This is a genomic window from Kocuria coralli, from assembly GCF_008831305.1.
Taxonomy (GTDB): Bacteria; Actinomycetota; Actinomycetes; order Actinomycetales; family Micrococcaceae; genus Kocuria; species Kocuria coralli.
In genome coordinates, this window is sequence record NZ_ML708634.1 from 1 (window position 1) to 14,751 (window position 14,751).

General features: G+C 60.3%; 10 protein-coding genes. 5 read left to right on the plus strand and 5 right to left on the minus strand.

Annotated features, from left to right (window positions below; genetic code table 11):
* Positions 1 to 86: 86 nt before the first annotated feature.
* Positions 87 to 1,181, minus strand: a complete 1,095-nt coding sequence (locus FCK90_RS14370) for a DNA cytosine methyltransferase (protein WP_158034999.1) — start codon at positions 1,179 to 1,181, stop codon at positions 87 to 89.
* A 239-nt stretch (positions 1,182 to 1,420) separates the two neighbouring features.
* On the opposite strand from FCK90_RS14370, the gene FCK90_RS14375 reads away from it, so the two are divergent.
* The 3 genes from FCK90_RS14375 to FCK90_RS14385 are packed head-to-tail and all read left to right on the plus strand — an operon-like array spanning position 1,421 to position 5,826.
* On the plus strand, positions 1,421 to 2,413 hold the full coding sequence (locus FCK90_RS14375) for a PD-(D/E)XK motif protein (RefSeq protein WP_158035000.1): 993 nt from the start codon (positions 1,421 to 1,423) through the stop codon (positions 2,411 to 2,413).
* Positions 2,403 to 5,381: a Z1 domain-containing protein gene (locus tag FCK90_RS14380; RefSeq protein WP_220433353.1), complete on the plus strand. Its 2,979-nt coding sequence runs from the start codon at positions 2,403 to 2,405 to the stop codon at positions 5,379 to 5,381. The genes FCK90_RS14375 and FCK90_RS14380 overlap by 11 nt, the downstream gene beginning before the upstream one ends.
* Positions 5,382 to 5,388: 7 nt before the next feature.
* On the plus strand, positions 5,389 to 5,826 hold the full coding sequence (locus FCK90_RS14385; RefSeq protein ID WP_158035001.1) for a very short patch repair endonuclease: 438 nt from the start codon (positions 5,389 to 5,391) through the stop codon (positions 5,824 to 5,826).
* A 4-nt stretch (positions 5,827 to 5,830) separates the two neighbouring features.
* Here FCK90_RS14385 and FCK90_RS14390 read toward each other — a convergent pair whose 3' ends face one another.
* Entirely contained in the window at positions 5,831 to 8,092 is a 2,262-nt protein-coding gene (locus FCK90_RS14390; protein WP_158035002.1) for an ATP-binding protein, read from the minus strand.
* Between the two features lie 1,114 nt (positions 8,093 to 9,206).
* Between FCK90_RS14390 and FCK90_RS15810 the strand changes: the two genes are divergently transcribed.
* Positions 9,207 to 9,761 (plus strand): tyrosine-type recombinase/integrase, encoded by a 555-nt coding sequence (locus FCK90_RS15810; RefSeq protein WP_281347460.1) that lies wholly within the window; start codon positions 9,207 to 9,209, stop codon positions 9,759 to 9,761.
* Between the two features lie 294 nt (positions 9,762 to 10,055).
* The gene (locus FCK90_RS14400; RefSeq protein ID WP_158035004.1) at positions 10,056 to 12,131 is read left to right on the plus strand and encodes a translocation/assembly module TamB domain-containing protein; all 2,076 of its coding nucleotides are present in this window, start codon (positions 10,056 to 10,058) and stop codon (positions 12,129 to 12,131) included.
* Positions 12,132 to 12,640: 509 nt separating this feature from the next.
* On the opposite strand, the gene FCK90_RS14405 is transcribed toward FCK90_RS14400, so the two are convergent.
* From FCK90_RS14405 to FCK90_RS14415, 3 genes are all read right to left on the minus strand, one after another.
* Positions 12,641 to 13,366 carry a hypothetical protein gene (locus tag FCK90_RS14405; protein WP_158035005.1) on the minus strand — a complete coding sequence of 242 codons (726 nt, stop codon included), beginning with the start codon at positions 13,364 to 13,366 and terminating at the stop codon, positions 12,641 to 12,643.
* 384 nt (positions 13,367 to 13,750) lie between these two features.
* Positions 13,751 to 14,161, minus strand: coding sequence for a DUF6262 family protein (locus FCK90_RS14410; protein ID WP_158035006.1), 411 nt, complete (start codon positions 14,159 to 14,161; stop codon positions 13,751 to 13,753).
* The gene (locus FCK90_RS14415; RefSeq protein ID WP_158035007.1) at positions 14,158 to 14,694 is read right to left on the minus strand and encodes a hypothetical protein; all 537 of its coding nucleotides are present in this window, start codon (positions 14,692 to 14,694) and stop codon (positions 14,158 to 14,160) included. Before FCK90_RS14415 ends, FCK90_RS14410 begins: the two co-directional genes overlap by 4 nt.
* Between the last annotated feature and the right edge of the window lie 57 nt (positions 14,695 to 14,751).

Sequence of the window (14,751 nt, forward strand, 5' to 3'; positions counted from 1 at the left end):
GTTCCTTGCGCCCACCGCTTGAATCCGCCAATCATAATAGTACTCTGAATCTACATAAACATCATATGGAAATGAAGGCGAGAAAACTAAATTGCGCGCTCGATCTGCGCAGCGACTGCTCGCCCCAGGGGGATGGGCACTGCATTACCGATCTGTCGGGCGATCGCAGACTTCGATCCCACAAAACGATGCGTGCACGGGAACCCTTGAAGGAGCGCCGCTTCATAGTGCGTGATGGCTCGATCCTCGGTCGGGTGCAAGTAGCGCCCTTTTTCCGGCTTGAAGAACTCTGTTCGGATCGTGACTGAGGGCCGGTCGCCCCGCAGGCGACCCATGACATCGCCGGATCCGGAAATATGCCTTCTCCAACACGGCGCCTGCAGTTCTGCCGGCAGATCGAAACGGTTTCCACCTTTCGGTATATTCGCAAATCGATTCAAGGAGATCTCTTCGTAATTCCGGCTCCAGTGGAGGTCCCTGGGCGCGAATGCTCCGGGGAAAACCCGACCATCCAGTTCCAGACGCCGCTCCTCGAACACCTCATCACGGTCAGGCGCCTTCGGCACATGAGCAAACCGCTGGGAGACCGTCACGTGCTTCTCCCTCCCTTCAACCCCCGTTGCAGAGTGCGTAGCCGTGGGGAAACCCGGGAACGCGAGATCTCGGTGATGCCCGATAAGGAGCGCACGCTTGCGGGCTTGAGGCGCACCGAAGTCGGCGGCATTCAAGATGTCATGCTCGAATGCGTAGTCCTGAAGCGAACCACCGGAACGCGTGGCATCGACGAACTGCTGGAACTGGGTGGACTTCGCGAACGCCGCAACGTTCTCCACGACGAAGTACTTAGGGCGAACGAGAGTCAGAGTTCTCGCGTACTGCTCCCAGAGCGAATTGCGCTTGTCCTCCACGTCTTGCTTGCCGAGCGTGGAGAATCCCTGACAGGGAGGCCCTCCTACGACCACATCGACACCGTCTGGAACGCGGTCCGCGCTCAACCAGTCCTGGATGGAGCCGGTAAAGACGATCCCCTCACCGAACGTGGTCTCGAAGGAAGCAGCGGCGGACGGGTCCATTTCCACTGCAGAAACCGTCCGGAATCGGTCGGAAGCAGCATGGAAACCAGCAGTCAGACCCCCGGCACCTGCGAACAGGTCGAGAACGCGTATTTTACTACCTGTCATGGACATAGATCCTAGCCGGCCCATGGGACACTCGTGGCCGCCGCGCCGGCGACGACCATAGACGTGCACCTGCACAAGGATATGCAACAGGTCACGGATAGACTCGGTCACAGTGAATACGAGCACAAGGCCAGCGACGCAGCCGGAGCTCTCCTGCGTTCCGAGCAGCGAGCTGCAAGTGCGGGAGGGACTCATGAACGAGGAACTCGGCCTCCGAGCCCACGGAGGGAGGTCCCACGATGAGCGATGAGCGCGAAAGAGAGTTCACTGTAGAGACATTGGACCGTTACATGCGCGCCGAGGTCGAGACGCGCCACGTGCTCTCGGAGATGCCCCGCTGCGAAATGATCATCGACCCACGAGCGTCTAGGCTCGTGCTCCGCACGCCGGATGCGGGGTCCTATCCAGAGACCGGCGCTTACCGCAGACTCGCATTCGAAGTCGTGGAGGAGCCGGGCGAATCCGGCGTCTGGGCGGAGCTCACCGTCGACGCATCCGGGATGGCCTACGAGGCATACTCGCTGGTTATGTCTGTCGTCGATCAGCTCGAGGCGGGCCGTCCTCTGAAGCACGCGCTCGACGAGTCCCTCGCGACGTTCAAGGAGCTGCTGACCAAGCGTTGGAAGCTCAGCGAAGACCAGGAGATCGGGCTCTTCGGGGAGCTTGGGCTCTTCGCACATCTCGTCGCCGAACTCGGGGAGGAAGCCGCGACCTCATCATGGCTCGGCCCCGAGAACGAGGAGCACGACTTCGTACTTCCGGACTTCGACGCGGAAGTCAAGACGACGCGTAACGAGACGAGGGCACATGTTATCGGTGGTCTCGGGCAGCTCGCGCCCTCGCCAGCACGGCCGCTGTACCTCGTTTCCGTCCAGGTGACTGCAGCCGGGGCGGCCTCCGAAGGGCAGACCCTTCCCGAACGGGTGAACAAGGTTCGCGCGATGCTCGACAGTTCTGCTCGAGTGTTCGATGAGCATCTCGCTTCGCTGGGTTGGGATCCGCGCACCGCAGCCGATCTTTATACGCAGGGGTACTTCGCGCGCAGCGAACCACGAGTATATCTGGTCGATATCGATTTTCCCGCGATCACGCACGAGGGGATCGCGTCGATCGTGCAACGACCTGAGCTTGTCGTAGGTGCCGTATACCGTATCGATGTTACAGCGATCGAAGCTTCAACGCCTCCGTCGCAATTATCGGGATACTGCGAGAGGAGCAGCAGTGATTCGTGAGCACGAGTACACGAGGGCGATTGTCAAGGCGCTCGGCGGAATGGACGAGTACGGCCCCGAGCCGTTGCTTTCCGAGGTCGCATATGTATTGAGGAAATCGGGTCGAGACATCGACGAGGAAAATCTCATCGCTATACTCACCGACGACAACACCAATTCCAAGGAGCGCACGGATTTCCATCTCGCACTCAGCAGATGGGATGCCGCGCCGGACGCCGAGTGGGCCAGCGGCACCGAGCCCGCTACGTGGCATCGCCGGGCACGTGTGCTCGAAGCTCTCGGCTTCTCGAAAGCTGCCGCAGAGCGGGTCAACGCGGCGCTCCCCCCGGTGCTCTCGCACGATGTGTTCCTGCAGGATCCCGAGTGGGACCCTTGGTACACGCCGGAACGTCAGCGGGCGCATTCGTTCTACTGGAAGCAGTACGAGAAGCTCCTCCGGAAGAAAGTCGGCGCGGGTGTCACTTCCATCGATACTGCTACGACGAATGTGGTCTCCCGGCTCGCGGATCCCGTGGCCGAGATACCGTACCAGGCCAAAGGGCTCGTCGTCGGCCATGTACAAAGCGGCAAAACCGCCAACTTCACCGGTGTCGTCGCGAAGGCCATCGATGCCGGATACCGCCTGATCATCGTGCTCACCGGTACCGTCGAACTGCTGCGCGCGCAGACCCAGCGCCGGCTCGATATGGAGCTCATCGGAAAGGAAAACATTCTCGGCGGTCGGGACGAGAACGACTTCAATGCGATCGAGGATATCGACTACGCGGGCGACTCGGATGCCGATTGGACTGCTGGGAAGTTCGTCGAGCACGGAATCGATTTCAGTACGACTCGTGAGATCCCGGCCATCCGGCGACTTACGGGAAAAGGCTTCGACTACAAGAGCCTCCGCGCAGGACTCAGCGCACTCGATTTCCGCAGCGGGAACGAGCTGCGGAATCCGCACAAACAGGTCTGGGCCGAGGAAAACCTGTACGACACCGACGTCCGCATGGTGGTTGTGAAGAAGAACAAAACGGTGCTGACGAAGCTCGTGCAGGATCTGCGGAACGTAACCGCCAGGCTCGATGAGATCCCAGCCCTGATCATCGATGATGAGGCGGACCAGGCCTCGGTGAACACCATCAATCCTTCGAAGGCTAAGTCCTTGGAAAAGGACCGCACAGCCATCAACGGCCTCATCTCCGAGCTGTTGGGTGAGTTGAAGCGCGGCCAGTACATCGGATACACCGCCACCCCGTTCGCGAATGTGTTCGTGTCGCCGGACGACTCTGAGGATATCTTCCCCAAGGATTTCATTCTCAGCTTGACGCCGCCGAATGCTTACATGGGCGGGAGCAAGTTCCACGATCTCAAACCTCACGATATGGACCTCAAGCAGGATCCCCATTACTCGAACGAGGCCGCGTATGTGCGGAACCTGGTAGCCGAGACCAGGCTCGAGGAGGAGAGCGAGATAAGAGAAGCTCTCTCAGCGTTCGTACTCACCGGCGCCATCAAGCTCTGGCGGGAATCGCGCGGTGACGACGTGAATGCGAAGCACCACACGATGCTCGTGCACGAGTCCGTGAAGCAGATCGAGCATCGGGAACTCGCCAATCGGATCGTCAAAATCTGGCACAGCACCGGCTTCTCATCTCCGCAGGGCCGTGCCGTGATGGAAAAGCTGTTCGAGTCTGATTTTCGCGTGGTCACGAACGCCCGGGAGTGGGGGCAGCAGCTTCCATTTGACTTCGAGGAGCTCGTTCCCTTCATCGGAGAAGCCCTGAACCTCATCACGATCGCGCTGAGCCCCGTCGTCATCGTGAACGGAGATAAGGAGAACGAATACCAGCAGGTCGATTTCGACTCCCAGCGCGTCTGGCGGATCCTGGTCGGTGGCGCGAAGCTCAGCCGTGGATTCACCATCGAAGGGCTTACTGTTACCTACTACCGCAGACGCACGCTCCAAGCAGACAGTCTGATGCAGATGGGGCGCTGGTTCGGGTACCGGAATGGATACGAGGATCTTGTGCGCCTCTACATCGCCCGGAACGTCCCGACCGGTCGTGGAACCAAACGATACGACCTCTATGAAGCCTTCCAGGCGATCGTCGAGGACGAGGAAGAGTTCCGGGAGCAGCTCAGGGAGTTCGATGGTCTCGATGACGACGGGGAACCGATGGTGCGGCCGATCGATGTGCCTCCTATGGTCTTCCAGCAGCTTCCGTGGCTGAAACCGACTAGCCCGAACAAGATGTACAACGCGGAGCTGCAGTTCATGGGCGAGGGCGGCAGCCTCAAGGACTTCCCGCGTCAGCCGGAGCGTGGAGACGGTCGCTGGAACCGGGCCCATTTCGAGGCTGTCGCCGACTGGGTCGGACAGCTGGGGCCGATGCGGGAGTTCGGATACTACGACTCAACACGGAATCGTCGACAGTCGTTCGGAGCACGAGTCATGATCGTCAGCGCCGAGGAGATGATCGAACGCCTGGGGCAATTCGAGTGGGTACCAGGGTTTGACTTCAGGCCATCTATCGAGATGATGAAGCAGGCGATCAGTGCAAGGACGCTTGAAGACTGGGCAGTACTCGTGCCGTACCTCGGCAAGTCTCCGGTGATCCGCTGCGTCGGAGACGTCGAGATTCCAGTCCTTGAACGCAAACGGCGTCTAGACCGTCCGGGGTTCTCCGGCAGCTCGTTCCGCCAGCGTGGTGCGATCGAGCGTATTGCAGGGAACACTGACGCATACGGGGGGCCAGCAGCAGAGGAGCTCAGCACTCGGACCCGAGGGGCGCTGCTCCTCACGTTCGCCGCCGACCCTGCGGACGACGCGGAACGAGACCCCGGGCTGCTGCCGGATCCCACCGCGCCCGAGGACATCGCGACGTTGTTCTCTTTCGCCTTACCGAAGGAGGCAGCTCCTCGCGGCCGTATAGGGTTCACCGTGCGGAAACGCGGCGCTGGCGCAATTATCAAGAAGTTCTGAAAACGCAATGAGCAACGCAGTCCGGGGCGAGGTGTCCGCAGGCACCTCTCGATCAATGCGTTCAAATCGGCGTCGTGACACCCGACCGGAGCTCGCAGTCCGATCAGAACTCCACAGGCGCGGGCTGCGCTTCCGAGTCGACTACGCGCCGTTGACGGAGCGTCCACGAAGGCGCGCCGACATCGTGTTCACTCGCAAGCACGTCGCCGTATTCGTCGACGGCTGTTTCTGGCACGGTTGCCCCATTCACGCCACCTATCCTAAATCCAACACGGGCTACTGGCTGCCGAAGCTCGCAAGGAACATCGAGCGCGACCGTGAGACGGATGCCGAGCTCAAAGACCGTGGATGGCGTGTTGTAAGGGTCTGGGAACACATGCCGCCCGCCGACGCCGCCGACATGATCGAGGAAGCGCTGACCAAGGCATCCGGACATAGCCGGTGAACAGTTAAGAAATCTGATTCAAACCTGTAGCGCTATTCGTCTTCAACCGGCGTCGTACATTTTTCCTGACGCGTCTGTCTACCACTACTGGACGTTTCGGGCTGTCGAGCAGAAGCCACGCGATCGCCAGCGGCGTGCGACGGTTGTCGCGCGCGATCTTAACGACCGAGTCGCTTCCGCCCGAACGGTAGGCGGTGACGATCCGAGTGCGCTCATCCGGGGTGTAGGGCAGACCGTGGAACGGAGCAAGCGAGGCATCGTCATCGACGGCTTCCGCGCCGAAGAGAGCGAGTGCGAGGCTCTTGGCGATCGAAGCCTTTTCTCGACAGAGCGTTGCGGCGATCTCACCGATGCCGGCGCCGTCGCAGTACGCCTCGAATGCTGCAAGGTCGTCAGTATCGAGCGGACCTGACAGGCCGGGTTGACAGGGCGAATGGAGGATACGATCAGGCTCCGAAGAAGGCGCAGACGAATCGGGGAGTGCGACATCAGCGATGGGGGCGTTTGCAGGGGAGGATTCCTCCGTCGTCCGATCTCCTTGCGCGAAGACATCAGGAACGTTCTCGGTGCTGAGCCCAGGTTCAGCCGAGCCGAGTGATGGTTCATCGCTCGTGGTGCTTTCTTGGTCGGTGGTAGAGGGCCGCACTGAAGTGGAGCGAAAAGCCGAAGCCGATAGAGCCGCACGGAGCTTGGCAAGAGCTTCCGGAGGTGTGCTCCGAACCCTCGGTGCGTCGTTTGTGTCCCCATCGGAGTCGGAGTAGAGCGCCGCGAAAAGCGCTCTGTCGATCTGCTCGAGGTGATCGTGCGTCGTCGCGCGCAGATGCGAAGTCCGCGTGAAGTTGGACTCGACGAGGATGTAGAGGAGCATCGCGATCGCGGTAGCCTGCGGCGAATCTTCGCCGCCAAGCTGCTCGGCGTGCGCTGAGTTCATTACCAGCAACCGTCGGTCGAGATCGACCTTGAAGATGTCATCCCTCGAGATTTCCTCCCACACGATGGATGCGGGTGCATGTCCGGTGCGCCAGCCGAATGATTCGCCGAGTTGCTGCAGAAGCAGAGCGGGGAGCCCTCCCGAGACCTCGGTCAGTGGTTTCTCGGTAGTCCGCTTCGTCGATTCCTTCCACGCGGTACGGGAGTCATCGAGGTACCCCGCGATCGAGATCCCGGATTCCGGGTCGATCGCATCCTGCAGCGCGTTCGAATAGTCCGGCAGGAGGATCACGCCGTTCTTCTCCGGATTCGGAGTCACATACGGCAAGAGCTTGTCTGCGATATCGATCGCGACGCGAGCGAGACGGAGTTCGCTCTTCGCGACGGCAAGACCCTGCCAGCCGGCTTCGACTGTCAATAGGCGGGCGTTGCGGTACACGTAGAGCCCCTGCCAGTCCTCCCGTTTCCCGGGGAGGCCACGGTCCATGCCTTTCGGTGGCAGTACGTGGCAGGTCGCCGCAATCGGGGAACCGTCGGGAAGCGCGCCTTCGAGGGTTCGAGGATAGCCCGCGTGACCGCTTATCTGGTATCCGAACGGATTCACAGGCTCGATGCGGCGGGGGATTCCGGCTGAGAGTTCGGCGGCATCGAACAGATCGATCTCGATCCTCAGGTCGCCGGCCTCGAGCATGCGGTGGAAAACGAGGCCCAGGAAAGCACGAGTCGATTCGAGTCTATGATCGAGCCATTCCTGACGAGTCCCCCGGGAAACGGAGTCAGAAGCTGCACGGATACCGGTCCATTCGATGACCGTCCCGGATTCCGACGGGTCCGACTCGTAGCCGAAAGCGTATCCGGACTCCGCCCCGCGCCGGTCGAGAACCCGGATGCCGAGCGTTCCGTCGGGCGAATCCCCAGGGTCCAGGCTCGCGGCCGATACGCTCAGCCCAGCGTCGGTCTGGACTGCTGAGTACACCCTGAGACAGTTCGCGTGCCTCATCGAAGCGGCCTTCAACCCGATGCCGAAATGACCGAGATCCGTACCTTTGTAGTCGCGTCTCCCCCCGAGTCTGAAAGCTTCGACAAGTGTCTCCTCGGACATCCCCGTGCCGTCGTCCCGGATCTGCACGGCGATGAGGCGGACATCCTCGAGAACGAACCGGATGCGCACGCGCGAGGCCCGGGCATCGATGCTGTTGTCGATGATGTCTGCCAACGCGCTCTCAAAGCTGTGCCCTCCGCCGATCGCGTGGAGGACATCCGTGGATGCTGGCAGCGAAATCCACCCATCGGGCGCGGAATCGGTGGGGGGCGAGCTTCGGGAAAGAAATGACATAGTGAAATCCTATGAAATGCCGACGACAGGGCTACATCCATCCATCGATTCTTTATGAATTGTGTAGATGATGATATGCACTCTCATTCGCCGCTGAGGGCATCGATCATCCAAAATCCGCTGAATACCGCGATGCGAAGCCGGTCGATGACCTGGTTCAAGCAGCTCTCAGGTGCGACCACTAGGAGTCCGGCAGAGTCCGTGGCGTGAAGGGTATGGATCAATAAAGCGGGACAGCTCGGGCTCGTCGATGCCAGCATGAGCGTGGGCCACCAGCTGGTAACTGGTGGCCCACGCTCGTGCGCTGGGGGCTCAGCGGGACAGGCCGCCGAGGGCGGTGCCGCGGTAGCCCAGCTGCCAGCGTATCCCTCAGCTCCACTGCCATAGAGGGTATGAAGGCACCAATAGACCCCAGCATCCTTAGGGCACGAAAAAGCCCCCGCCGTGACCTGGTCACAACGGGGGCGAACGATGAGGAGTGGGCCCTGCGGGGCTCGAACCCGCGACCCATGGATTATCAGACCAGGGTGTTTGAGCGGTCCACCGTCGTCGTCCTCATGTTGAGGGCTCTGCTGAGCGAAGCCCGACACCTTCGAGCAGTAGGTGGCCACGCCCTGCTCTGGCTGGCTTTAGGCATCGCCTCCGCGGGGCCCAGGTATCCAGCTACATCGCACGAACCAGGCGACTCGTAGGCGCTGTAGATCCATGCGCATATGTCTCCACAGCGGGCACGCTGTGCCGCTCCTCGGGATTGAATCCCCAAATTTCCGTCTGAGAGCTGTCGCGTTTCGCATTCGATCCGACCTGGGGTGACTCTGGATGAATGGTCATTAGTTCAGGGGAGTGGAACAACGCGGTTTCCGAGTTCAGTGTGTGGCTGAAAGCCGGCGGGCGTAGCCCGGGGACCATCCATCTACGGTGCTGGTGGATCTCACATCTGGCCGACTTCGCGCACCCCACCGGGCCATGGGAGATCACCGCGGAGACGATTCTCCATTGGGCCTCCTCCCACAATTGGAAGCCGAACACTCGCAGGTCAGCACGGGCCGCCGTCCGTCGGTTCTTCGAGTGGGCACGCCTACTCCGCTACCGCACCGACAACCCATCAGAGCTGATGCTCAGTGTGCCGATCCCCCGCCCCACCCCAAGGCCAACACCGATACAGACACTGTTAGCGGCGTTGAAAAGGGCTCGCGATGATCGAGATCGCCTCATGCTGCTACTGGCCAGCTACGCCGGCCTTAGACGCACCGAAATCGCCCAAGTCCATGCCGATCACATCGAGAACGGATTCTTGACCGTTCAGGGCAAGGGCGGCCAACAACGAATCGTCCCCATCCACCCGGTCCTGGCATCACTCTTGGAAATGATCAAACGACGCGGAGGGTGGGCCTTCCCTGGACGATTCACCGGACACTGCCATCCCGACTTCATAGGCCGCAGACTCTCCCGCCTACTGGGCCCAGGTTGGACTGGCCATACCCTCCGGCACTTTTTCGCCAGCCATACCTACTGGAACTCCCGAGATCTCCGCTCAGTGCAGGAACTGCTCGGGCACGCCTCAATCGCCACCACCCAGATCTACGTCGGTGCCGACCGCCAAGCCCTGATCAATGTTGTCGGCAGCCTGCCGACCCTGGATGTCAAGGACTTATCAAACGCTAGCTAGCTCTGTACCGAACTTCCCTGCCCGATTCACCGGCCACGACTACCCGGACTACGCGAGAAAAACTCTCGCAACTACTTGGTCCGGATGGACAGCCTGCACGTCGCGCCATCGATTTGGTCTGTTCCTGGCCACGCCTCCGTGGCTCCTATCCAGGCCCATATCGGTGTGGACGCCGGTGCTATGCCACGGGTAGTCCTGCAACTAGCTAGTGACCTCATGCAGTTGATCAGCTCGCCCCAGGACACCTTCGTGATTCCACAGGCACCGGATGTTCGACTACGGCATGATCAGGACATGACGACCAAGGACGAATGGGTCAATCGCCTACGTGAAGCGCTAAGCACGGGCTCACTAGTCGACCTTGCAAACGGGCAAGAAGTCGACCTCGACGACGAAGGGCACTGGCCCGCAGACCGCAGAGTTCCAGCCGAAGCACTACGAACAGTGTTACTCGACCACGATCTGCCCGCTGATCCGCACGGCTTGAGAATCCGCGGCGCCATGATCGACGGCATGCTCGACTTGCAATACTCCAACATCCCATACCGACTGACCCTGCAAGACTGCTTCCTCCCCGAAGGCCTCCTAGCTGAGGGAAGTCATCTGCGCTGGCCGGACCTATCCAGAACCAGGCTCAGCAGCCTGAACTTGGACGATGGCATGATCGACGGCACCCTTAACTTGGACAAAACAGCCATTGAGGGCGGGGTCCGCGCCATCGGAGCCACCATCACCGGCCAACTCGAGCTCAACGGTGCGACCCTGTCCAACCCCGACGGCTACGCTCTCATCCTTGATGGGGCGACGATCAACGGCGGCCTCTTCGCCAACGGGGGGTTCACCGCCACCGGCGAACTCCGCGCCCCGGGGGCCACCATCACCGGCGCACTCGACCTCACCGACGCGGCCCTGTCCAACCCCGACGGCTACGCCCTCCTCCTTGATGGGGCGACGATCAACGGCGACATATTCGCCTGCGGGAAGTTCACCGCCATCGGCGGGATTCGCGCCCCGGGAGCCACCATCACCGGCACACTCCACCTCACCGACGCGGCCCTGTCCAACCCCGACAGCTACGCCCTCCTCCTTGATGGGGCGACTATCAACGGCGACATAGTCGCCTGCGGGAAGTTCACCGCCACCGGCGGGATCTGCATCCTAGCGGCCACCATCACCGGCGCACTCAACCTCACCGACGCGGCCCTGTCCAACCCCGAGGACTATGCCCTCAGCCTTGATGGGGTGACTGTCGGCGCCCTATTCGCCAGGGGCGACTTCACCGCCACCGGTGAGGTCCGCGCCCCGGGAGCCACCATCACCGGCCAACTCGACCTCACCAACGCGACCCTCTCCAACCCACACGGCCAAGCCCTCCACCTTGATGGGGCGACTATCAGGGGAGACCTATTCGCCAGGGGGCACTTCACCGCCACCGGCGGGATCCGCGCCCCGGGAGCCACAATCACCGGTCAACTCGACCTCACCAACGCGACCCTCTCCAACCCCCACGGACACGCCCTCAACCTGGAGAGGGCGACTGTCGATAGCCTGCATCTAGGAGGAATCCACTCATGGGAAGGAGGCCTGAATCTCGATTTCTGTGAAGTCACAGTAATTGACTTCGAAAAGAAAACCAAACTTGATAAGTACACAGAACCAGGATTTATTTACCCGAGTCCGGTATCCGCAATTGGATGGCGGGTGCAGGATATTCATGGCGACCTTGCCGAAGATTGGAAAGTAGCAAGAGACTGGCTGGACACCGCGCCGAATTTCGCATCCCAGCCGTGGGAGGAACTCGCAAGAGTATACGACCGCAAGGGAGACCCATCTAGCGCAAAGCATCTTCGATGGAATGCCGCCCATCGGGTCACTAAGAACAGTCCGCCCCTATCGGGAGCGTGGCGATGGTTATACGCGGCGACAGTCGGGTATGGCTACTACCCCCTACTGGCGGTCGGATGGATTATCGCCCTTGTCATAGGTGCCTCGCTGCTGACGTTTATGAACCCAGGCGGGTTTGTCCCAACGGCACCGACCGCGAGAGCGACCATCACAGTTGAAAGTGAGACATCAGCTCCAGAGGCCACCTCAATCGGGCTTGAATCTTCCCCCCCGAATGAGTGCCCAGCATTGGATAAACCAGTCACTGCGGCGAGCCCCGAGCAATGCAAAGTTGGGGGATATCCCGAACTGGAACCCATCTCATATGCCATTGCGACCGTGACACCTGCCGCTGCTCTCTCCGCCCCTGCCTGGACGCCGCAGCTCACGTGGCTGAACTGGACTTTAACCGGTATGAAACTGTTCGGATGGGTCATGACAATCTTCCTGCTGGCCGGGCTGACAGGGATCCTTCGCAAGAAGTGAACCGCTGTTAGACCAGTGAGTTGAAACCTGGTCACTGATGGAGGGGTCGCTTCTTGGGGGCTGCCGCCGCCCCCAAACCCCTACGCCAGGGACCCGGTCCCTGGACCCTCGTTGCGCGCGTACTCTCCGCTGCGCTCCGAGCACACACGCTGATAGGAGCAGGTAGTCACGTCAGGTTATCTGTAGCTCAGGGCCGTCAACGCCTACGGAAGCCCATTGCTATAGACCGTTGACGATGGTGTCAGGGGTACCGAAGTGGGACATGAGAGACTGAGATTATGAGTGATCCTGACTACGACCAGCTAGCCACGGACGCGGAGAATGGCCTTTTCACTCCCACGCCCGGGACTACACCTCTCTATGGGGAGGCCGCCCGGCAGGCGGGCCGCCAAATGGTTCGTCGGGCACTGGCGGGGAAGCCCCCGTTCGACGACAACGCAGACGTATCCCCCGACTGTCAGCGTTGATGCGTTGAGCGCTTGCTGAACTGTGAACGGGTCGGCCAAGTGTCAGGGAGCTGAAGTCGGTCCCGGTCCAGTCACCGGATTGGCCTCGACAATGACGCTTGCTGTGTCCCACAGCGATTGCGCTTCAGCCCGAAGCTCCCTTTCAGCAGACCCTTGCACCTTACAAAGAGTAGTTGCGTACTTTCCGATGCCATTCAAGGATGCGCCTAAGATGTGAAAATCCGTGTCACCGACGATCCACCTGTCATGGAGGGACGCCATGCGGAGTTCTTTATCTGTATCCCCGTTGGCCCTTTTCCAAGTTTTCAAGTACACGCCAAGTTTTAGCCTGCGCCTGTCTTCGCGAGGCTTATTAGTTACAAGAAACTTGTTGACACTTGTATACTGCAATAGGTCACTGATCTGCTGCACGTCAAGGTAGGCATCAACGATCATCGCCTGACCACGTTCGGCGATGTGATCAATGGCTCGACTGTAGTCGAGCGCCTTATCTTCCCCTCCCAATACGAGCACATCATATTCATCTTCATGTGGCGCTTCATGACCGCGCAGCAGCGCAAGCCCCAGTTCCGATACCTCATAAGTTCGCTGCTCATCTCGAGTTATCCAACCCAAACGCAGCATGTGCGCTAAGAACCCCTCTCGCGGTGTTCCCTTCGCGTACTCTGCGGGTCGCCCAGGGGTCCCGGGGATGGTTTCATACCCCCATATTGAGGGGAGTTTTACGATGCCGGCAGCATTGGCTGCTTGCATGAATGTTGAACTCATCCCCAGAGGTCCTTTGATTGATGAGGCATTCTCTAGCATGATCCTAGAAAAGCCAAAGTCTACGTTCGGAAGCACGCCTGCGTAGGGGCTTGTCTTTGGTACTCTTCGGGATGGTGTGGGCGGGATGGCCTCCCGTAGCAACTTTCCCGGAACTGCCGGTTTCCGCCCGGGTGCACGACGCCACTCTTTAAGCTGCTCATGCGTGGGCCGCACTCCACCCCTGTTTGCTGCATGGACGTACTGCAAAACGCGCACCTGGTCATCATTCAGTATTTGCACAAAATGCTCCTTACATCAAGGTCTGCATGCGATTAGGATTATCCCGATCACGATACATGAACCAGCCACTTTCACGTTAATTAGTACATTCCCTGTCGTTTGGAGTCACTTTTCGAGTCGCCCGTAGAGGATCGCCAACTGTGTCTCCTTTTCGGAGAGGCGCGCCCTGAGCTCACGGGTCTCTTGTCGGTGGCGTTCCTGCTGAGTGCGCAGCTGGTTTCGGAGTGCTGCGATGATGGCTGATTCTCCGGTCGCATGGATTTCCCAGGTTGCCTCAGCGGCCTGGGTTTGTTGGGTGCGGAGTTGGTTGATTTGTTGGGAGAGGTCGGGGTGCTGGTGGAGAAACTTGGTGGAAACTCCGGAGGCGCGGGCTACGGCGGCGAAGGTGATCTGACCGCCGTCTTTGATGAGCACGCGGATGCCGTGTTCGGCTGCTTTCTCCGCGTTTTCGGTGCGACGCTTGGCTGCTGCACGCAGGGCTTGTGCCCGTTGTTCTGCACCAGATGTTTCATTCACGGGTGACTCCTGGATTTGAGCTGATGGTGCAGTTCCGCACGTTGTGCGGGGTCGGTGACCAAGGTGAGGTTGGTGCGGTTGCTGGAACCGGCACCGGCCACCGCCTCCCCGTCCGGTTCGTGTTCTAGTCGGGTGATGATCGCTTCCAGCGAGGCAAGTTCGCGCCGACGCCCCGTTAGCCAGATGTTGGTTTCAGGCATGGGCTCCCCGTGGCGTTTCTCGTACTGGGAGATTCGGGTTGAGATCAGGGTCTTGAGACGGTCTCGTTGTGCTTGGTGTTCGGGAAGATGCGTCCGATCTGTGGCGAAGGACCCGCAGGGTAGACAGGCGTTGCCTTTGTCGCAGGTCTGTGTGGGTGGAAGCATGCACAGCCCGTTGGGTAGGACACGGTCTGCTCTCTGGTCGAGTTGAGCGATGTCCAGCAGATCGCGTGGGGTGATGTTGAGATCACGTCCATCGGCACCGATCTTCTTGTACCGCAGGAACTCTGCTTCTTCTGTGGCGGCGAGGGTGGCAGCGTAGCGCATTGTCATTTCAGGGCTCTTGTGGCCGAGGTATCGCTGCACGACGTGGACGGGGACTCGGGACTG